The 18,154-nt window shown below is 66.3% G+C and carries 21 protein-coding genes; 13 read left to right on the top strand and 8 right to left on the bottom strand.

Features of this window, described 5'->3' with window-relative positions; genetic code table 11:
* Positions 1 to 245: 245 nt before the first annotated feature.
* On the bottom strand, positions 246 to 1,262 hold the full coding sequence (locus tag A9J21_RS27795) for a sigma-54-dependent Fis family transcriptional regulator (protein ID WP_066741406.1): 1,017 nt from the start codon (positions 1,260 to 1,262) through the stop codon (positions 246 to 248).
* A gap of 312 nt (positions 1,263 to 1,574) precedes the next feature.
* Here A9J21_RS27795 and A9J21_RS27790 point away from each other — a divergent pair, with 312 nt between their 5' ends.
* The 5 genes from A9J21_RS27790 (at position 1,575) to A9J21_RS27770 (ending at position 5,659) form a co-directional block, all read left to right on the top strand.
* Positions 1,575 to 2,975 (top strand): sigma-54 dependent transcriptional regulator, encoded by a 1,401-nt coding sequence (locus tag A9J21_RS27790; protein WP_066741404.1) that lies wholly within the window; start codon positions 1,575 to 1,577, stop codon positions 2,973 to 2,975.
* A gap of 135 nt (positions 2,976 to 3,110) precedes the next feature.
* A complete protein-coding gene (locus tag A9J21_RS27785; RefSeq protein ID WP_066741402.1) occupies positions 3,111 to 3,938 on the top strand; it encodes a sensor histidine kinase KdpD in 828 nt (275 codons plus the stop codon).
* Between the two features lie 198 nt (positions 3,939 to 4,136).
* Positions 4,137 to 4,466, top strand: a complete 330-nt coding sequence (locus A9J21_RS27780) for a hypothetical protein (protein ID WP_066741399.1) — start codon at positions 4,137 to 4,139, stop codon at positions 4,464 to 4,466.
* 79 nt (positions 4,467 to 4,545) lie between these two features.
* Positions 4,546 to 5,115, top strand: coding sequence for a hypothetical protein (locus A9J21_RS27775; protein ID WP_066741397.1), 570 nt, complete (start codon positions 4,546 to 4,548; stop codon positions 5,113 to 5,115).
* A gap of 79 nt (positions 5,116 to 5,194) precedes the next feature.
* On the top strand, positions 5,195 to 5,659 hold the full coding sequence (locus A9J21_RS27770) for a PRC-barrel domain-containing protein (protein WP_066741395.1): 465 nt from the start codon (positions 5,195 to 5,197) through the stop codon (positions 5,657 to 5,659).
* A 153-nt stretch (positions 5,660 to 5,812) separates the two neighbouring features.
* On the opposite strand, the gene A9J21_RS27765 is transcribed toward A9J21_RS27770, so the two are convergent.
* Entirely contained in the window at positions 5,813 to 6,169 is a 357-nt protein-coding gene (locus A9J21_RS27765) for a BON domain-containing protein (protein WP_066741444.1), read from the bottom strand.
* 226 nt (positions 6,170 to 6,395) lie between these two features.
* On the opposite strand from A9J21_RS27765, the gene A9J21_RS27760 reads away from it, so the two are divergent.
* The 3 genes from A9J21_RS27760 to A9J21_RS27750 all read left to right on the top strand — a co-directional run bounded on the left by A9J21_RS27760 (position 6,396) and on the right by A9J21_RS27750 (position 9,094).
* A complete protein-coding gene (locus A9J21_RS27760) occupies positions 6,396 to 6,902 on the top strand; it encodes a low affinity iron permease family protein (RefSeq protein WP_066741393.1) in 507 nt (168 codons plus the stop codon).
* 76 nt (positions 6,903 to 6,978) lie between these two features.
* Positions 6,979 to 8,172: a DUF3182 family protein gene (locus A9J21_RS27755; RefSeq protein ID WP_231907067.1), complete on the top strand. Its 1,194-nt coding sequence runs from the start codon at positions 6,979 to 6,981 to the stop codon at positions 8,170 to 8,172.
* Positions 8,159 to 9,094 (top strand): S9 family peptidase, encoded by a 936-nt coding sequence (locus A9J21_RS27750; protein WP_066741390.1) that lies wholly within the window; start codon positions 8,159 to 8,161, stop codon positions 9,092 to 9,094. The genes A9J21_RS27755 and A9J21_RS27750 overlap by 14 nt, the downstream gene beginning before the upstream one ends.
* A gap of 21 nt (positions 9,095 to 9,115) precedes the next feature.
* Here A9J21_RS27750 and A9J21_RS27745 read toward each other — a convergent pair whose 3' ends face one another.
* Complete coding sequence (locus A9J21_RS27745; RefSeq protein WP_082926651.1) at positions 9,116 to 9,736, bottom strand: DUF4142 domain-containing protein; 621 nt, start codon at positions 9,734 to 9,736, stop codon at positions 9,116 to 9,118.
* Between the two features lie 210 nt (positions 9,737 to 9,946).
* On the opposite strand from A9J21_RS27745, the gene A9J21_RS27740 reads away from it, so the two are divergent.
* Positions 9,947 to 11,026, top strand: a complete 1,080-nt coding sequence (locus tag A9J21_RS27740; protein WP_082926654.1) for a DNA topoisomerase IB — start codon at positions 9,947 to 9,949, stop codon at positions 11,024 to 11,026.
* 99 nt (positions 11,027 to 11,125) lie between these two features.
* Positions 11,126 to 11,695, top strand: coding sequence for a hypothetical protein (locus A9J21_RS27735; RefSeq protein WP_066741389.1), 570 nt, complete (start codon positions 11,126 to 11,128; stop codon positions 11,693 to 11,695).
* Between the two features lie 6 nt (positions 11,696 to 11,701).
* Here A9J21_RS27735 and A9J21_RS27730 read toward each other — a convergent pair whose 3' ends face one another.
* Positions 11,702 to 12,352, bottom strand: coding sequence for a ParB-like protein (locus tag A9J21_RS27730; RefSeq protein ID WP_066741387.1), 651 nt, complete (start codon positions 12,350 to 12,352; stop codon positions 11,702 to 11,704).
* A 233-nt stretch (positions 12,353 to 12,585) separates the two neighbouring features.
* On the opposite strand from A9J21_RS27730, the gene A9J21_RS27725 reads away from it, so the two are divergent.
* From A9J21_RS27725 to A9J21_RS27715, 3 genes are read left to right on the top strand one after another with little or no spacing between them, the layout of a single operon-like run.
* Positions 12,586 to 13,443 (top strand): SDR family oxidoreductase, encoded by an 858-nt coding sequence (locus A9J21_RS27725; RefSeq protein ID WP_066741386.1) that lies wholly within the window; start codon positions 12,586 to 12,588, stop codon positions 13,441 to 13,443.
* Between the two features lie 17 nt (positions 13,444 to 13,460).
* On the top strand, positions 13,461 to 13,949 hold the full coding sequence (locus A9J21_RS27720; protein WP_066741381.1) for a hypothetical protein: 489 nt from the start codon (positions 13,461 to 13,463) through the stop codon (positions 13,947 to 13,949).
* A gap of 17 nt (positions 13,950 to 13,966) precedes the next feature.
* Complete coding sequence (locus A9J21_RS27715; RefSeq protein ID WP_066741379.1) at positions 13,967 to 14,593, top strand: ParB-like protein; 627 nt, start codon at positions 13,967 to 13,969, stop codon at positions 14,591 to 14,593.
* Between the two features lie 182 nt (positions 14,594 to 14,775).
* Here A9J21_RS27715 and A9J21_RS27710 read toward each other — a convergent pair whose 3' ends face one another.
* The 4 genes from A9J21_RS27710 to A9J21_RS27700 all read right to left on the bottom strand — a co-directional run bounded on the left by A9J21_RS27710 (position 14,776) and on the right by A9J21_RS27700 (position 18,049).
* Positions 14,776 to 14,964: a DUF3008 family protein gene (locus A9J21_RS27710; RefSeq protein WP_066741377.1), complete on the bottom strand. Its 189-nt coding sequence runs from the start codon at positions 14,962 to 14,964 to the stop codon at positions 14,776 to 14,778.
* A gap of 54 nt (positions 14,965 to 15,018) precedes the next feature.
* Positions 15,019 to 15,177 carry a DUF3309 family protein gene (locus tag A9J21_RS31220; RefSeq protein ID WP_082926650.1) on the bottom strand — a complete coding sequence of 53 codons (159 nt, stop codon included), beginning with the start codon at positions 15,175 to 15,177 and terminating at the stop codon, positions 15,019 to 15,021.
* Positions 15,178 to 15,363: 186 nt separating this feature from the next.
* Positions 15,364 to 16,521, bottom strand: a complete 1,158-nt coding sequence (locus A9J21_RS27705) for an iron-containing alcohol dehydrogenase (protein ID WP_066741375.1) — start codon at positions 16,519 to 16,521, stop codon at positions 15,364 to 15,366.
* Positions 16,522 to 16,600: 79 nt separating this feature from the next.
* Positions 16,601 to 18,049, bottom strand: a complete 1,449-nt coding sequence (locus A9J21_RS27700) for an NAD-dependent succinate-semialdehyde dehydrogenase (RefSeq protein ID WP_066741374.1) — start codon at positions 18,047 to 18,049, stop codon at positions 16,601 to 16,603.
* Positions 18,050 to 18,154 lie beyond the last annotated feature (105 nt).

Below are 18,154 nucleotides of genomic sequence, written 5' to 3'. Positions count from 1 at the left end.
CGGCACGCATCGCGGCATCGGGCCGGAAGTGCGGTGCAGCAAGGGATGGCGCGCAGACCAGGCCGCGCGTCTGCCCGGTCAGCTATGTAAGAAATACAGGGTCAAAAGGGCGCAGGCGCAGGAATGCCCGCTGGTCGGAATGCATGCATTCAGGACACCCGAAAGGGGCTCGGGCGACTCGGGCGATGATGCGGGGAACGATCTTGCCGATGCCGCGCGGGGTGAGCGTGGCTGGGCGGGGGCGGTCAGCTGGCCCGATAGACGTCGAGGCGGTTGTACAGCGTCTTGAGGCTGATGCCTAGCGCCTTGGCGGCCTGGCGCTTGTCGCCGTCGTACCTGGCCAGCGTGGCCAGGATGATCTCGCGCTGCGTATCGGCCAGCGTGGTGCCTACGCGCACGCTGACCACGCCGTCGACCGTGGTGGGGCGGGGCGGCTGGCTGGCGAGGCCCGGGTTGCCGATCTCCACCTGACGGTCGGCCAGGATGTAGGCGCGGTAGATGGAGTTCTTCAGTTCGCGCACGTTGCCGGGCCAGTCGTAGCGCACCAGCCGTTCCAGCGAGCCGGGCGAGAAAGACTTTTCGGTCTGTTCCATCGCGTTGAACTCGTCCAGGAAATGGCGCGCCAGCGGAATGATGTCTTCGGGGCGCTCGCGCAACGGCGGGATATGCAGCGGGAAGACGGCCAGCCGGTACAGCAGGTCTTCGCGCAGCTGGCCGCCGCGCACGGCATCCATAGGATCGCGGTTGGTGGCGGCCAGGATGCGGACGTCGCTGATCAGCGGGGCGTCCCCGCCCACGCGATGGAAAGACCGGCTTTCCAGCACGCGCAGCAGCTTGATCTGCATCTCCAGCGGCATTTCCGTGACTTCGTCCAGGAACAGCGTGCCGGCCTGGGCCTGCTCGAAATAGCCGGCCTTCTGTTCCAGTGCGCCGGTGAAGCCGCCTTTCTCGTGGCCGAACAGCTCCGACTCGATCAGCGTGGGCGCGATGGCGCCGCAGTTGACCGCGACAAAGGGCCCGCTCCTGCGGCTGCTGCGCTCATGCACCGCGCGCGCCACCACTTCCTTGCCGCTGCCGCTTTCGCCCACGGCAAGCATGGTGACGTCGGTGGCTGCCACGCGGTTCAACTGGCCGAGCAGGCGCTGCATGGCAGGCGAAGTGCTTTCCCAGAGCAGCGAGACCTGCGCAGGTGCGGCGCGGCGTCCCGCTGGGCGGGGCGGCGCGGCGGGGCGTCCGGAAGGGAGCGTGGCAGTGGTTGACACGGGCGGCGAGGGGGCCTGCTGTCCGGCGCGTTGACAGAATTCGGGGGCGGCCGGTACGCGCAGGCGCGTCGGATTGGTGGAAGATGTCTATCATGCTATCTGTTCAGGCGCCGGGTGGCTACCGCCTGAAACGCTGTCGCGGCATGGCCCTACAGGCGTGTCAGACGGACACCGGCATAATGGCCAGGGGACTGTCATTACACTTCAGCCTATCCTCAGGCGTGTGCCGTCCGCATGCGCCCTGGCAAACCAGCCGCCACCTGCGGGCCCAGACAACCAGACGCCGGTCATACGACGCCACCCGACTCTCCTATGCCACATATCCTGATCGTTGACGACGACGAAAACGCCTGCGCGGCGCTGGCGGAGATTGTCGCGATCGAAGGCTTTTCGTCGGCCAGCGCCAACAGCCTGCGCGAGGCGCGCCTGCAGATCGGCTGGCGCATGCCCGATGCCATCCTGGCCGACCTGCGGCTGCCGGACGGAAATGGCATGGAGCTGTTCGACGAGGTTGGCTCCGCCGGGGTCGAGGTGATCCTGACCACCGGCTATGCCAGCGTGGAATCGGCTGTCGAGGCCCTGCGCCTGGGCGCCACCGACTACCTGGTCAAGCCTATCAATGTCACGCGGCTGCAGACCGTACTCAAGCGCATTGCCACCACCAGCGAACTGCGTGCCGAAGTGCATTCGCTGCGCGGTGAACTGCGCCGTTATGGACGCTTTGGCCGGCTGCTGGGCAGTTCGGAGGCGATGCAGGTTGTCTACGACCAGCTCAGCAAGGTGGGGCCCACCGAGGCCACCGTGCTGCTCATCGGGGAAAGCGGCACCGGCAAGGAACTGGCCGCCCAGACCGTGCATGAACTGTCCGCGCGCCGCCGGCAGCCGTTCCTGGCGGTCAACTGCGGCGCCATCTCGCCCACGCTGATCGAGACGGAGATGTTCGGTCACGAACGGGGCAGCTTTACGGGTGCGGATCGTCAGCACAAGGGCTATTTCGAACGCGCCGACGGCGGCACGCTGTTCCTCGATGAAATCACCGAGATGCCGCTGGAGCTGCAGGTGAAACTGCTGCGCGTGCTGGAAACCGGCACGTTCATGCGCGTGGGGACCAACCGCGAGAACCATGCCGACGTGCGCGTGCTGGCCGCCACCAATCGCAACCCCGAGGAAGCCGTGGCCGAAGGCAAGCTGCGCGCCGACCTGTATCACCGGCTCAACGTGTTCCCGATCGAGCTTCCGCCGCTGCGCGCACGCGGTGAGGACGTGGTGCAGATCGGCAATACCATGCTGGAACAGCTGAACGCCGAGCAGGGTACGCAGCGCCGGTTTTCGGCCGCCGTGCTGGAAAGCCTGCGCATGCATTCGTGGCCCGGCAACGTGCGCGAATTGCGCAATTTCGTGCAGCGCGCATACATCATGGCGGATCAGGATGTCATCACCGAGGTCCAGATCCCGCTGCAGGTGGCCGCCGCGCCCAGCACCGGCACGGCTGTGGTGTCGGTGCCCGTGGGCATGTCGCTGGCCGAGGCCGATCGCCAGCTGATCTTTGCCACGCTGGAGCAATGCGCCGGTGTGAAGAAACACGCGGCGGAAATTCTGGGTATCAGTTTGAAGACTTTGTACAACCGGCTGGAGGACTATGCAGCCAAGGGCGAACTGCCTGAATGGCTGCGGGCATCACGCGGCGGCGACGCCAGCCCTCCTGCCGCCTGATGAGAATGGCGGGCAGGGCTCCGGACGCATGCGGCGTGGCGCGCAAGATGAGCTGGCGATGCCCAGCGCATGGTTCTTGCGTGGGTGGAAACCAATGACGGTTTCCGAACTGTTTGCCGATCCCCATGGCCCAACATGACTGACGCTCCACGCATTCCTTCCTCTGCCGTGCCGCCTTCCGCTGGCGGGGGTGCCCCAGACGACGCTTCGGCCGCCGTGCGCAGCATTGGCGAGGTGGGCGCGTTGATCGAGCAGGCCGCGCATGACTTGCGGTCGTCGCTCAATGCCATCCAGAGCTGGAGCTATGTGCTGGATCGCTCGATCGATTCGCTGGCGGCGCCGGCGCAACGCGCACTGGACGGCATGCGCTCGGGCATGCAGCAGCAACTGGCGCTGATCGAGGAAATGGAAGAAGGCGTGCGCCTGCTGGCCGACGAGCGCAGCCCATCGTGGGAAGAGACCGACCTGCGCGTGCTGGCCGGGCTGGCGATCGAGGACAAGCGGGCTGCCGCCGAAGCGCGCGGCGTTATCCTGGCGACCCTGGACATCCAGGACAGCGCAGGCACAGGCTTCGTGGTGCCCGGCGATGCCTTGCGCATCGGTCCCCTGCTCAGGCATCTGCTGGTTCACTGCATCTGGCGCGCCGCAGCAGGCGGCTCGGTGCGGGTGTACCTGAGCGCCGAGCCCGACTACGTCAAGTTCCGCATTACCGAAAGTCCGCCCGTGGAGCGAACGCGAGGCGAAGGCCGGCTGGCCGCGCTGAGCGACTTCTTTGGCCGCCGGGTGCCTGCCAGTGGCGGCCACACGCCGCGGCAGAGCACTGCGCTGCTGCTGACCCGCCGCATGGTGGAACTGCAGGGCGCCATGCTGACGGCCGAAAACGAGAATTGCGGCGATACCGATAACGTCACCGTCTGCATTGCCGTGCGCTTTCCGCGCCAGCACACCGCACGCCCCGCCTGAGCATTTTTTACCGCATGGCGCACAATCTGCAGCGCCATCGCCAACCCATCTTCCGGCTGCACCTGACATGACGCGGCGCTGGGCGTGCCTGGCAGCGGTAATGCGCGAGGTGTTCGCGCTGGCCCGGCGTTTGCATCGTTGACGAACGGAGCCCCGCAGACAGGGGACCCGAACTCGATTCCGATCAGGAGAGATGCCATGTCACACGCTCATGCCTCGAAGGGTTCACACAAGCCGTCGGCCAAGCCGTCGACGCAGTCAACGGACAAGGCCGGCAAGGACAAGTCTGGCAAGTCCGACAAGGCCGGCAAAACCTACCAGGCGGCCGTGGACGAATCGCTCGACATGACTTTTCCGGCCAGCGACCCGATCTCGCCGGGCGCCGCCGAGCATGCCGAGCGCCAGACCGCTACCCGCCGCGACGACGTGGACTGGAAACTGAAGAAGGGCAGCGAACACCAGCCGGCTGGCGAAAAGGCCGCCGCCCACCGTACGGGCGTGAGCGACCGCAGCGACAAGAAGCGCTAGAGGCAGTTCCCCCCCGGCGATTAAAATGTGATCGCCTGCACACCAGTGCACTGCAACATGCCTTGAACGGAGCCTCAGGATGTCTACGATCATCGCAGGACGATTCGAAACGTTTGCCCGCGCCGAGACTGCTGCATCACGTTTGATGGCCAAGGGCGTCAGGCAGGACGATCTGACCATGTTCTATGTGAATCCGCCAGGCCAGCACGCCACCTTCCCGATAGGCGGCGACGAGGCCGTGGATCCCGGCGCGCGCCATGCCGGGCCCGGCGCCGGACGGGGCATCCTGATTGGCGCCGTGGCGGGCTTTGCCGTCGGGGTTTGCCTGGTGGCCGCCGCCCACGCCTGGTTTGCTGCCGCATCGCTGCAACCCTGGGTGCTGGTGCTGGTGATGGCCTTTGCCACCGGGGTGGGCGCCTACGCCGGTTCGCTGATGGGCGCACTGGCGGGCACTGCTCGCGGCACGGGGCCGGTGCGGCACGCGGGCGTACTGCTGGCGGCTCATGTCAGCGATGCCAACACGTCGCTGGTTGCCACCGAACTGCGCCGTGGCGGTGCGCGCGATGTGGAACGCGCCGAGGGCGAATGGCGCGACGGCCGTTGGGAGGATTTTGATCCGCTGGCGCCGCCGGTGCCGGCGGGAAGATGAGGTATCGACCAACTTCAGCCGCCAGGTTCGGCTACCTTTGATCCTGCAGTTCAACTTTCCACCCTTGGAGGAACCGCTCATGAAGCCCATGGACCCGCAGAGCACGCCCGCCGGTACGCCGCCGCGCGGTGCATCAATCATTGGCGACGTCGATCAGACCACGGCCGGATGCGGGCCGTTCGTGATGGCGTCCGATACGCTGGAAGGCAACAAGGTGGTGGACCCGTCCGGCGAGGAGATCGGGACCATCGACCACATCATGCTCGACGTGCTGGGCGGCCGTATCGCCTATGCGGTACTGGCGATGGGCGGCTTCCTGGGCATTGGCGAAAAGCTGCATGCGCTGCCGTGGTCGGCCCTGACGCTGGACACGCGCCGCAAATGCTTCGTGCTGGGGGTGGAAAAGGAACGCATCAAGGCCGCGCCCGGCTTCGACAAGGAGCACTGGCCCACCATGGCAAATTCGCAATGGGCCACCAGCATCCACGAGTACTACGGCATTTCGCCGTATTGGGAGAAGGATCGATACGACCCCTGGGCCTGAGGGGGCGGCCGGTCGGGCCGGGCGACGCGTTTGGCCCGGCGCGGCCCGTATTGGCCCGCATCGGCCCGCATCGGCCCGCATCGGCCAGCGTCGGCCTTTCCCACACGCTTGCGCGGCTCCGCCCCTTTGCACGGGGCGGGGCCGCATTCGTGGCTACACCTTGTGATTGATCTGGCCCGGCGGCTTTTCCGCCGGGTCGGCGCGCATGCCGGTGGCCTGCGGCGGCTGGCCGGGGGCTTCGCGCGGCGGTGGGACGCGCGTGGTCAGCTGGTTGGACACGCCCAGGATGCCCGGCGGCGTCGAGGCGGCCTTTTCGATGCGCTGGGCGATATCGATGTCCTCCACCTGGCCCGTGATCGTCACGCGGCGCTCCACCACATGCACCGCCACGCCGTCGGGCATGTCGCCGCCGCAGAATTCCGCGATACAGGTGCCCACGCGCTCGCGCAACAGTTCGTCTTCGTCATCGGGGCTGGTACGGCGTGGAGCTTCGCTTTCCGTTTGCATCATGGCAGTCCTCGTCTGGTAAGTGATGGCGCGCGGCGGCAAAGCCGCGCCCGGAATGCCGGTGAGACGCAATCGCCATGCCCACCGGGGCGCCCCGGGCTCCGGATCGTTGCTTGTAAAAACGACATGTCACGGTGCCGGATGACATCCTTGTAGGACGCCACCGACTGAAACTGCATTGGGGCGCTCCCTACAATGTAGACAGTCCTGCTTGCCACGGGAGCATTTCATGCAACACCGCCCCACGAATCGTCTTCTTCAACTGTTCGACCACTTTGCCGGCGCCGCGACCCGGCAGGCCGGCTCGCCGCTGGCGTTCGCGCTGGCCGTCTTCGTTGTGTTGGCCTGGGCGGTCACCGGTCCCATCTTCGGCTATTCGGAAACCTGGCAGCTCGTCATCAATACCGGCACCACCATCGTCACCTTCCTGATGGTGTTCCTGATCCAGCAAAGCCAGAACAAGGACGCCATCGCGGTTCACCTGAAGCTCAACGAGCTGCTGGCTTCGCACCGCGAGGCCAGCAACCACCTGGTGGCGATCGAGGATCTGGACGAGGAGGAATTGCGCCAGCTGGTGGAGTTCTACCGCCGCCTGGCCGAGTTGGCGGACAAGGAAGGCGACGTCAAGTGCAGCCACTCGATCGACGAAGCCAACGAGAATCACGCCGAAAAGATCCGCGTGCAGCACGCGCGCCGCAAGCCGCGGGATGACCGTCGGGCGCCAAACGCGGCGTAGCCTCGATCATGACAGGCGACGACTGGACCTGACACGCTGAAACGACGACGCGGCCTGGGCCGCAGAGGAGCCCGACTTGGCAACCCCAGTGACTCCCGATGCAGCAGCTACCGCGGCGGCCATGGAAGCCGCCCCGGCCCCCGATCCGCGGCAACGCGATGTACGCGTGGTGGTATATGGCCGCGCCGATTGCGATGACCCGGACAGCCACCAGGGCGCCACGCTCAAGGGCATCGCCCAGCGCGTGGCGAAGCTGGCCGGCTTCACATTCGCCGGCAGCTACGACGCGGCCACGCACCGGCCGCAGGAAGGCAGGCTTTACTTCGTGCCGGCCGATACGCTGACGGGCGTCGACAGCGCGCGCCAGCTTGGCATCGCCGGGCTGGACGACCTGCTTGGCGGCGTGGTGCCGCATGCGTTCATCGCCACCAAGGCGATCTCGCACGGGCTGGTGGCGCCTGACGCTGCAGCGCCTGAAGGCTGGAACGAGGCGTTTGCCGCGCGCATACGCGGGCATGTATTGCCCGGCTTTACCGCGTTCTCGCTCGATGATGCCAGCCGCGCCGGCCGGGCAATGCTGCGCGATGGCAAGGTGCGGGTCAAGGAGCCCTGCGGGATTGGCGGCCTGGGCCAGCAGGTGGTGGCGAACGTGGCGGAACTGGACCGGGCGCTGCAGGGAATGGATGTAGCGCGCGTGAAGCGCGAGGGATTGGTGCTGGAGCGCAATCTCGACGATGTGATCACTTTCAGCGTGGGGCAGATCCAGGTTGGCGACCTGTGCGCCAGCTATTGCGGCACGCAGGACCTGACACCCGACAACACCGGCCGCAAGGTCTACGGCGGGTCCACGCTGCGTGTGGTGCGTGGCACGCTGGAAGACCTGCTGGCGCATCCGCTGGAGGTACGCCTGCACGACGCGGTCACTGCGGCGATGGCCTATCACGCGGCGGCCATCGATTGTTTTCCGGGGTCCCTGATGTCGCGCTGCAACTACGACGTGGCGTTCGGCCGCGACAACGGCCAGCCACGGCTGGGCGTGCTGGAACAGTCGTGGCGCGTCGGCGGCGCCACGGGCGCGGAACTGGCGGCGCTGACCGCCTTTCGCGACGATCCGCAATGCGTGCGTGCCACGGCGAGCACGCGGGAGATCTATGGCGAGGACGCAACCGTGCCGGAGGATGCGGACGTCTATTTCCAGGGAGAAGACCGCAGTGTCGGCGCACTGACCAAATACGCAAGACTGGAGTCCGTTTCCGATGGCCACTCATGAAGAATCGATACAGATCCATACCGAAGGCGGAATGATCGCGGGCACCGTGATCTCGCCCGCCACCAAGCTGCCCGGCGTGCTGTTCGTGCACGGCTGGGGCGGCAGCCAGCAGCAGTATCTGGCCCGGGCCCGCGAAGTGGCGGGGCTGGGCGCGGTCTGCATGACCTTCGACCTGACCGGCCATGCTGGCACGTCGGCACAGTACGAGACCGTCAGCCGCATGCGCAACCTGGCCGACGTGCTGGCCGCCTACGACATGCTGGTGCGCCATCCCGAGGTGGACCGCAATGCCATCGCGGTAGTGGGCAGCAGCTACGGCGGCTATCTGGCCGCCGTGCTGTGCGAACTCAGGCCGGTGCGCTGGCTCGCGTTTCGCGCCCCGGCGCTGTACATGGACGAAGGCTGGGAATCGCCCAAACGGCAGCTGCACCGCGACCAGGACCTGGTGGCCTATCGCCGCAAGGTGGTGGCCGCCGATACCAATCGGGCGCTGCGCGCCTGCACGAACTTCAAGGGCGATGTGCTCGTGGTGGAATCGCAGCACGACAATATCGTGCCGCACACGGCGGTGCTGAGCTACGTCGATGCCTGCATCCAGGCCAGTTCGATCACGTATCGGGTGCTCAAAGGCGCCGACCACGGGCTGAACAGCGAGGACAGCCAGCGCGCGTACACCAGGCTGCTGCTGGGCTGGTTGCGCGAGATGGTCACCGAGGCCCGTACCGGCCCCGCCGTGCCGGCCCGGCCGTCCAAGGCATCCACCGCGCCGAAGGTGCCGCATCACGACGATGGGCTGGAGCCGGAACGCACGGATAGCGGCGGCGAGGACAAGGCGCGCGAGGCAGTGCTGGCCGACGGCGACGACGAGAACGATCCGCAGGTCATTGCCGCGCGGCCGCGTCAGGAGCGTGGGGCGGTGTAATGCGCTGCTGGCCGATGAGGATCAGCGGTTGGCCGTCACGCGCTGATCCATCGTGCGGGCCTGCTTCAAATGCTCGCGCAGCGCAGGCAGCATGCGTGCGGCAAAGGCGCGCAGGGCGGGGTCCTTGCCGCGCGTAGCCTGGTTCTGGAATAGCAGCACGGCCTGCTCGTGCGCATCGATCCCAATGGTCCGGATATAGGCCTGGTCGAATTCCCCGGCCTTGAGAGACTTCAGCCGCGTCAGTTCGGGTGCCTCGGGCACGCGCTCCTGTGGCGTGATGCCCTTGTCGGCGGCGATGCCGCGCAAGGCGCCCAGTGCCTCCTTGTGGTCTTCCACCATCTGGCGCGCGAACGCGTGGACCTTTGGGTCCTTCGATACTTCCAGGGCCATTTCGCTGGCCGAGATTTCCAGGTGACTGGTCATCTGCGCCTCGTCCACAAAGCGCAGGTCGTCGGTGGACAGCGATGTAGCGGGCGGCTTGGCGGGCCTGGGCGGTGTCGGGGCCAGCGGCGTATCGGCTACGGGTGGGGCAGCCGAAGCCGGCGAGACGGCTGCGGCACTGCACAATACGATGACGACGGCGGCCGCCTGCAGCGGCCACCGGCTCGGAAGTCGATTCGGTTCACGGTCTCGTTCGGGCATGACGATGCTCCTTCATTTGCCGTTCGGCTATGGATGGGCGGCATGTACACGATGCGGTTCGCGCAAGAAGCATTCCTGTCTGGCGGCAGAATTTGCAAAGCGCGCCGGCGCCCGCCATTCCAGGCCGGTAAAAACTGCAAGCGTGGGCGGCGTCACCCCGTGGTTATCGGGGCAAAGCCGATGGCATGGCTCATGCGTACGCGCATGCACATGACCCAGACAAACCTTGCCCATCCGGACATCCAGACCCCGACCCTCGACGCTGCCCTGCGCAAGGCGGGGCTGCATCATGTCGACGACAGCGAGCCCGGCATCGCCCGGCGCCGTGCCGGCAAGGGCTTCACGTATGTACGGCCCGATGGCAAGCGCATCGATGCCGCCACGAAGGCCCGCATCGACGCACTGGCGATTCCGCCAGCGTACGAGTCGGTCTGGATCTGCCTGGACCCCGACGGCCACCTGCAGGCCACGGGCCGCGATGCGCGCGGGCGCAAGCAGTACCTCTATCACGCTGACTGGGCTGCGCTGCGCGACGCCGACAAGTACGCGCGGCTGATGGCATTTGGGCATGCGCTGCCGCATCTGCGGGGGCGCGTCACACGCGACCTGGCGCGCAATGGCATGCCGCGCGAAAAGGTCCTGGCCGCCGTGGTAACGCTGCTCGATGCCACGCTGGTGCGCGTGGGCACGCCGCGCTACGCAGAGCAGAACCGCACCTACGGGCTCACAACGCTGAAACGCAAGCACGTGGCGGTGCAGGGCAGCCGTCTGCGCTTCCAGTTCACGGGCAAGTCCGGCGTCACGCACGATGTGTCGGTCAACGACGCGCGGCTGGCTCGGGTGGTGCGCAATTGCGCCGACCTGCCGGGCCAGCAGTTGTTCAAGTACAAGGACAGCGACGGCGAGGTGCACGAGATTGGCTCGGCCGATGTCAATGCCTATCTGCAGGAAGTGACGGGGGGCGAGTTCACGGCCAAGGACTTCCGCACATGGGCCGGCAGCGTGCATGCGCTGGCGCTGCTGCGCAAGACTCCCGCCGACACCGAGGCGGCACGCAAGCGGGCGATGGTTGACGTGATTCGCAGCGTGGCGGAACGGCTGCGCAACACCGTGGCCGTCTGCCGCAAATGCTATGTGCATCCGGACGTGCTGGCCGCGTTCATGGCGGATGCGTTGCAGGCTTTACCGGCACCGCGTGCAGGCATGCGCCTGCGTACCGACGAAGCGCGGCTGCTGGCACTGCTGGAAAGTACCGCTGCGCCGGCGCGGCCCGCGCGCAGGGCTGCCTGAAGTGTCAGGCAGGCATCTGGCAGTTGCACACGCCAACCGGCACGGCAATTGCATCGATACTTGTACCAACAACAAGCAGAACACGCATCGAGGTCCAAGGTGGAATACGCAGTCATCGGTTGGCTGGAGGCTGACAGCAGCAGCCCGGCAACCTTGCTTACTGAAGCGCATCAATCGCTCCCCACTGCTGGCAATCCCTCAATTTCCGAGATCGGAGACAATGGCGGCGACGGCGCAGCCAATGCTGCCCGGATAGCGCGGCTGGTATCGCCTGCACGGCTGGCTGCCAAGGCGCAGCAGGGCAAGGGCGCCACGGCGCGTGCGCCGCGTGGCAGCGACCTGCGCCAGGCGCGCGTGCTGATGCAGGCGCTGTGCGAGATGCGCCTGGCACTGAGCAAGCCGGACGAAGTGTTGTCACCTGCTGCGCTGGACAGCCAGCATATGGCCACCATGGCGCTATGGCAGAACCGCACCCGATCGCTGTACACGCAACCCGACGTGGAACGCGGCATCGAGGCCCGGCTGGATGCGGGCTTCCGCCACGCGCGCAGCGGCAGTGCGCGCGAGGCTGCTGGCGAGTTCAAGCGCGCCTATCTGCTGCTGTGCTGCGTGCTGACGCAGGCCCGCGACAATGCCCGGGCTGGCGCCCGACGCAAGGCAACCGCCTGATCCACGCTATCGATTTCGACGCCGGTCCTTGCACGGCCCGAGGTAGCCGGGCAGGTCGCGCGCCTTGGGGCTCAGCGCAAGCTGCAGGCCCGTGGCCAGCGCGGCCGCGAAAGTGTGGTGCGTATCCAGCGGCCCCTTGATGTTCTTGCGGAAAAAGTCGGCCCAGCGAAAGTCCGAGTATGCGGTCTTCACCTTGCGATACCCGCCGGCCAGTTGCACAAAGGCCTCCAGGCTGCGGTAAGGGTCGTCGCGCATGCTGTGGACGTCTTCCGGCAATTCACGGATCGGGCGGCGCCGTCCGCGTTCGTCGTACGGATGGACCATATGTTCGTCGGTCATCCGCTTCCAGAATTTGCGTACCGACAGATGGCTGTAGTCGTTGCGAACGAGCGCCGGCACCATGTCGATGCCCATGTCCTGCCACGCCCGCACCCAATGGTGATGATCGACGATATACAACGCTTGCTCGGGACCGATGACGATGTGTACGCGATGCTGGTCAAGGAATGCCGGAATGTCGGCATGGGCCAGCCGCCGCGTGACATGCATTTTCTGCGCGACGTGGTACGCGCCCACGGTGATCTGCGTGGGACGCAGGTGACCGATGGGCACCATCAGTGCCGCATCCTTGCCAAGCCGCCGCGTGCGCTTTGCCATGGGGTCTGATCTCCGGGACAGGAATGGCCCGGAAGCAGCAAGGTTTGTGCCGTGGCGTGGCCGTGCGTGCCGGCGCGCCGCTTCGGCAATCGTTGCCACCGCTTGTAACCGTTACGCATCTCCGAGGCGGGGAAATGCCCGGCGCGCCGCAGGGCGCAAGGCTGCACAAGGGAAAACGCGCGGCACGGAATTTGCGCCCCACGTCTGCATTGACGATGCCACCGGAAGCGCGTATGTCCACCCCCAAGAAACTCCCGCCACAGCATCAGGACCGCCAGCCGGGCCTGGAAAGCGAAATGGAGCCGAAACCCGACAGCGGCGCCGAAGACTATGTCGGCAGCGGCCGGCTGCGCGGCAAGGTGGCGCTGGTGACGGGCGGCGACAGTGGTATTGGCCGCGCGATCGCCGTGGCTTTTGCCCGCGAGGGCGCCGACGTGGCGTTCGCCTACCTGGACGAGCACGAAGACGCGCGGGAAACAGCGCGGCTGGTGTCCGAGGCGGGCCAGAAAACGCTGGCGATTGCCGGTGATATTGCCGACGTGGCCCACGCGGACAAGATCGTGGCCGATACCCTGAAGTCGTTCGGCCGGCTCGACGTGCTGGTGAACAATGCGGCGGAACAGCATCCACAGGAGTCGCTTGAAGACGTCAGTGCCGCCCAGCTGGAGCGCACGTTCCAGACCAACGTTTTCGCGATGTTCCATGTGACACGCGCGGCCCTGCCGCATCTGGGGCAGGGCGGGGTGATCCTCAACACGACCTCTGTGACCGCCTATCGCGGCAGTGCGCATCTGCTGGACTACTCTGCTACCAAGGGGGCCATCGTGGCGTTCACGCGGTCGCTGGCGCTGCAGGTGGTGGATCGCGGCATCCGCGTCAACGGCGTGGCGCCGGGCCCGATCTGGACGCCACTGATTCCGTCGACATTTACTGCCACGGAAGTGGCCGAGTTTGGCAAGAAGACGCCAATGGGCCGCCCTGGGCAGCCTTTCGAAGTGGCCGCGGGCTACGTGTTCCTGGCGTCCGAGGCCGCAAGCTATATCACCGGGCAGATCCTCCATATCAACGGTGGCGAGGTGGTCAACGCCTGAACGCAGGGAGAAACATCATGTCTTCGATTGTCGCCGGGCGCTTCGCGTCCATTCCCGAAGCAGAACACGCAGCGCAAAAGCTGTATGCGCGCGGGTTTTCCGTGTGGGATGTATCGATCATGTCGGTGGACCCGGGCGGTGCACGGCCACCCGGCGTGTTGCTTGCCGCGCGCGCCAAGGGCGAGCGCCGTGAAGAGGTGCTGGACGTGCTGCGCGAAGGCGGCGCCTGCGATTGCGAAGAGGCCAAGGGCAAATGGGAAGGCGGGCAGTGGACCGATTTCGATCCCGCACGCGCGCCCGCCCTGGTCGATGCGGCCGAGGGCGAATGCTGGCCCATCCCCGGCCAGGGGGCGGGAAAGGGTGCCGACGGCGGGGACGGCAATGTGCGACCCGCGCACGCCGCACCGGTGGCGCAGGAAGCGGTGGCCGAAGACTCTACCGGCAACGAGGATCCCGGCAGCGAACTCGAACACTATGTCGACCGCCAGGTTGCCAGCCATAACTGACAACGGATGACGCGCCGATGGTCACGCATGCCACTGCCGAACTCGACACGCTCCGGCCCACCCAGATCACGCTGGGGATGTACCAGGTACACGAGAAGATGGACGTCTCGGCCAGGCCGCGCAGCAGCGCAGCGCTGAAGCGGTTTCTCGAGGCTCATCGAATCCAGACCATCGCCGGGCCGGGTGGTGCGCTGTATATCGCCGATCATCATCACTGGGCCCGCGCCTGGCTGGAACTGGGATGGCAGGAAGCGCCGGTGGCCATCATCGACGACCTGAGCCACCTGGCGCCGGGCAAGTTCTGGAAACGGATGCGCACGCTGGGTCATGTGCATCCGTATGACGAACACGGCGAGCATCTGTCGGAGCAGGACCTGCCGGCCACGGTCATGGGCATGCGGGACGATCCCTACCGCAGCCTGGCTGCCTTTACCCGCAATGCGGGCGCCTACCGCAAGCCGGGCAATGCGTATGGGGACTTCCGCTGGGCGGCATTCTTCCGTCGGCACGTGGCGGAGGATATGGCAAGCATTCCCGGCTTTGCGCTGGCCATGACGCAGGCCATTCGGCTTGCGCGCAGCAGCAAGGCAAAGCGCTTGCCGGGCTTTGTGGGCAAGTGCGAACGGGCAGGGGGTGTCGGCTGAGGGAGGGGTGGCTGCGCAGGGCGCGGGACGCGGAAACGAGGACGCAGAAGAAGACGCAGAAACGCCGCGAAACGGGAGCCCTTTGAACTTCAACGGAACCCGCCCCGCGGCGTATATCGCGAAAGCAACCCGGGCGCAACCCGGGCCACCTGCGCGGAGGCACTGCCCGAAGGCTTTGCTCCTCAGCTCTTCGACTTGTGCGTGGGTTTGCCCTTCTGTTTGGTGCTGGCCATCTTCTTGAGTTCGCCTTCGCTCATCGATTTGGCCATCGACTTCGATGCGCCCTTGAGCGAACTGGCCTTGCGCTCGCCGCGTTTCGCTGACAAGGCGGCCCCGGCCGCCATCTGCTGTGCCTTGGATTTGGCTGGCATGTCGATCTCCTTCGGTTCGCGATTGGATTCGCGGTGAACGGCGCCGGATCGGTACTAGATCCGGCCCAATACAACCAGGAGCACAACAATGATGACGATCAGCCCCAGGCCACCGCTTGGCCCGTAGCCCCAGCCGGAACTGTACGGCCACGTCGGCAGTGCGCCAACCAGCAGCAGGATGAGGACGATCAGAAGAATGGTGCCGATACCCATGGTGCGCTCCTTTGTTGTGGTGCTGGCTGCGCAGCGGCAATTGATGTCGCCGCGCGGCTGTCCCTGTTATTGCAGGTTAGGACAGCACCACTCCGACCTGAGGCGGGCAGGGGCTGATATCGGTGTAGGAATTAGACGACGCCAACGCCGCGGGCGCCAGGGCCCGGCGGCGCCGGGCATGCCTTGTCAGAACGCAGCGCTGTAGATGGCGAAGGCGTCAGCCTCGGTGACCTCGCGCGGATTGTTGACGAGCAGGCGCGTCTGCAGCATCGCATCGCTGGCCAGCCGGCCCAGGTCCGGCTCCTTGACGCCCACGTCGCGCAGCGTACGCGGAATGCCGGTGGCTTCGACCAGGCCCTCGATATGCGCGATCAGCGCTGCGGTCTTGGTCTCGTCGCTGCCGGTGGTGCCGGGCAGTACCACGTCACACAGCTCGGCGTACCGCTTGCAGGCGGCCGGCGCGTTGAACTTCATCACGTGCGGCAGCACCAGCGCGTTGGACAGGCCGTGCGCCACGTGGAAAATGCCGCCAATCGGATAGGCCAGCGCATGCACCGCCGCCACCGGCGAGTTGGCGAACGACTGGCCCGCGAACATCGCGCCGAGCAGCATGGCCTCGCGTGCGGCCAGGTCGTGGCCGTTGTCACACGCGCGCATCAGGTTCTGCGACAGCAACTGCAGCGCCCGCACGGCCAGCATGTCGGACACCGGGTTCTTCAGATGCGCACTGGTGTAGGCCTCGATGGCATGGACCATTGCATCGATACCGGTTGCGGCCGTGGCGCCGCGCGGCAGGCCAAGCGTCAGTTCGGCATCGAGGATGGCCAGGTCGGCAAACAGCTGCGGTGCCACCACGCCCATCTTGGTGGTCTCGCCCGTGGTCACGATCGATACGGCCGTGACTTCGGAGCCGGTGCCCGCCGTGGTGGGCATCTGCACCAGCGGCAGCCGCGTGCCGGTGACCTTCTTCACGCCGTACATGTCCTTGATGGACTGCGTGGCCGGCAGCAGCACGGCAATCAGCTTGGCAACATCCATCGACGATCCGCCGCCCAGGCCCAGCACGACTTCGGCATCGGCCTGGCGGGCGCGTTCGGTGGCTTCCAGCACGATATGCTCGGGCGGATCGGCCACGACGTCGTCGATCACGGTCACCTGCCAGTCATGCTTGCCCAGGTCTTCCAGCGCGGGCGCCAGCAGCCCGCTCTTTGCCAGGAAGCCATCGGTGACGACGCACAGACGCCGCGCCTGCGGGAACGCTTCGCGCAGCAGCACGCCCAGGCGGCGCGCCGCGCCGGATTCGACGATGACCGTCGGCACGGTCTGGAAGCGGAACGGGTTCATGATGTCTCCGGTATATGTGTCTTGTCAGGTGTTCCGCCCTCTCCCGCGCGGGGAGAGGGGAGTCAAGCCAGACGCAATCCTACATCTGCAGGCAAAGATACTTGATCTCGAGGTATTCCTCGATGCCATGGCGCGAGCCTTCGCGGCCGACGCCAGATTGCTTGATGCCGCCGAACGGTGCCACCTCGTTCGAGATCAGGCCGGTGTTGAGGCCGACCATGCCGTATTCCAGCGCCTCGCCGGTACGCCACGCGCGGGCAATATCGCGCGTGTAGAGATAGGCGGCCAGGCCGAATTCGGTGTCGTTGGCGGCGGCCACCGCCTCTTGGTCGGTCTTGAAGCGGAACAACGGGGCCACCGGCCCGAAGATCTCTTCGCGCGCCACGCGCATGTCGGCCGTGGCGCCCGTGATCACGGTAGGCGTGTAGAACGTGCCGCCCAGCTTGTGCCTGCCGCCGCCGGTCAGCACGCGGGCACCCTTGGCCGTGGCGTCGTCCATCAGCGACACCACCTTGTCGATGGCCGCGTCCTCGATCAGCGGCCCGATGACCACGCCATCTTCCAGGCCATTGCCCACGCGCAACTGGCTGGTGCGTTCGGCGAACTTGGCGGCGAAGGCTTCGTAGATGCCGTCCTGGATATAGAAGCGGTTGGCGCAGACGCAGGTCTGTCCGCCATTGCGGTACTTGGCCGCGATGGCGCCTTCCACGGCGGCATCCACGTCGGCGTCGTCAAATACGATGAACGGCGCGTTGCCGCCCAATTCCAGCGACAGGCGCTTCACCGTGGGCGCCGACTGCGCCATCAGGATGCGGCCCACTTCGGTCGATCCCGTGAACGACAGCTTGCGCACGATGGGGCTGGCCGTCAGCACGGCGCCGATGGTTTTGGCGTCGCCGGTCACCACCTGCAGCACGCCGGCCGGCACGCCGGCACGGTGGGCCAGTTCGGCCAGTGCGAACGCGGACAGTGGCGTCAGTTCGGCGGGCTTGATGACGATGGCGCAGCCGGCGGCCAGCGCAGGTGCCGCCTTGCGGGTAATCATCGCGGCCGGGAAGTTCCAGGGCGTGATGGCGGCGCAGACGCCCACCGGCTGGCGCAGCGTGACCAGGCGCTTGTCGGCGGCGGGGGTGGCCAGCACCTCGCCGTCCACGCGCTTGGCTTCCTCGGCGAACCATTCGATAAAGCTGGCCGCGTAGGCGATCTCGCCCTTGGCTTCGGCCAGCGGCTTGCCTTGCTCGCGGGTCATCAGATAGGCCAGGTCGTCGGTATTGGCCACCATCAGGTCAAACCAGCGGCGCAGGATACTGGCGCGCGCCTTGCCGGTCAGCGCGGCCCAGCTTTTCTGGGCCACTTCGGCGGCGGCTACCGCACGCTCGGTCTCGGCTGCGCCCAGGTCGGCCACCCTGGCGATAACCTCGCCCGTGGCCGGGTCGGTCACGTCGAACGTGGCGCCCGAATCGGCGGACAACCATTGTCCGTCCACATAAGCCTGTTGGCGAAACAGTGAAGCATCCTTGAGCTGCATGGCGAATTTCCCCGAAGTCACGAATACAGGCATGCCCATCAAAAGACTTGCCTGCGTTCAATAGATTGAACTATATTCCGTATGTCGAACGATGCTGAGATCATA

The sequence above is a fragment of the Cupriavidus sp. D384 genome, assembly GCF_001652915.1.
Classification (GTDB): Bacteria; Pseudomonadota; Gammaproteobacteria; order Burkholderiales; family Burkholderiaceae; genus Cupriavidus.
The sequence above is the reverse complement of the archived record's forward strand: the minus strand, read 5'-3'. Positions and strand labels throughout refer to the sequence as shown.

Excerpts from the sequence above, each read along its gene's own strand:
- A9J21_RS27790 (WP_066741404.1), top strand. The coding sequence starts at position 1,575 with ATGCCACATATCCTGATCGTTGACGACGACGAAAACGCCTGCGCGGCG.
- A9J21_RS27785 (WP_066741402.1), top strand. The coding sequence starts at position 3,111 with ATGACTGACGCTCCACGCATTCCTTCCTCTGCCGTGCCGCCTTCCGCT.
- A9J21_RS27780 (WP_066741399.1), top strand. The coding sequence starts at position 4,137 with ATGTCACACGCTCATGCCTCGAAGGGTTCACACAAGCCGTCGGCCAAG.
- A9J21_RS27775 (WP_066741397.1), top strand. The coding sequence starts at position 4,546 with ATGTCTACGATCATCGCAGGACGATTCGAAACGTTTGCCCGCGCCGAG.
- A9J21_RS27770 (WP_066741395.1), top strand. The coding sequence starts at position 5,195 with ATGAAGCCCATGGACCCGCAGAGCACGCCCGCCGGTACGCCGCCGCGC.
- A9J21_RS27765 (WP_066741444.1), bottom strand. The coding sequence starts at position 6,169 with ATGATGCAAACGGAAAGCGAAGCTCCACGCCGTACCAGCCCCGATGAC.
- A9J21_RS27760 (WP_066741393.1), top strand. The coding sequence starts at position 6,396 with ATGCAACACCGCCCCACGAATCGTCTTCTTCAACTGTTCGACCACTTT.
- A9J21_RS27750 (WP_066741390.1), top strand. The coding sequence starts at position 8,159 with ATGGCCACTCATGAAGAATCGATACAGATCCATACCGAAGGCGGAATG.
- A9J21_RS27745 (WP_082926651.1), bottom strand. The coding sequence starts at position 9,736 with ATGCCCGAACGAGACCGTGAACCGAATCGACTTCCGAGCCGGTGGCCG.
- A9J21_RS27740 (WP_082926654.1), top strand. The coding sequence starts at position 9,947 with ATGACCCAGACAAACCTTGCCCATCCGGACATCCAGACCCCGACCCTC.
- A9J21_RS27730 (WP_066741387.1), bottom strand. The coding sequence starts at position 12,352 with ATGGCAAAGCGCACGCGGCGGCTTGGCAAGGATGCGGCACTGATGGTG.
- A9J21_RS27725 (WP_066741386.1), top strand. The coding sequence starts at position 12,586 with ATGTCCACCCCCAAGAAACTCCCGCCACAGCATCAGGACCGCCAGCCG.
- A9J21_RS27720 (WP_066741381.1), top strand. The coding sequence starts at position 13,461 with ATGTCTTCGATTGTCGCCGGGCGCTTCGCGTCCATTCCCGAAGCAGAA.
- A9J21_RS27715 (WP_066741379.1), top strand. The coding sequence starts at position 13,967 with ATGGTCACGCATGCCACTGCCGAACTCGACACGCTCCGGCCCACCCAG.
- A9J21_RS27710 (WP_066741377.1), bottom strand. The coding sequence starts at position 14,964 with ATGCCAGCCAAATCCAAGGCACAGCAGATGGCGGCCGGGGCCGCCTTG.
- A9J21_RS31220 (WP_082926650.1), bottom strand. The coding sequence starts at position 15,177 with ATGGGTATCGGCACCATTCTTCTGATCGTCCTCATCCTGCTGCTGGTT.
- A9J21_RS27705 (WP_066741375.1), bottom strand. The coding sequence starts at position 16,521 with ATGAACCCGTTCCGCTTCCAGACCGTGCCGACGGTCATCGTCGAATCC.
- A9J21_RS27700 (WP_066741374.1), bottom strand. The coding sequence starts at position 18,049 with ATGCAGCTCAAGGATGCTTCACTGTTTCGCCAACAGGCTTATGTGGAC.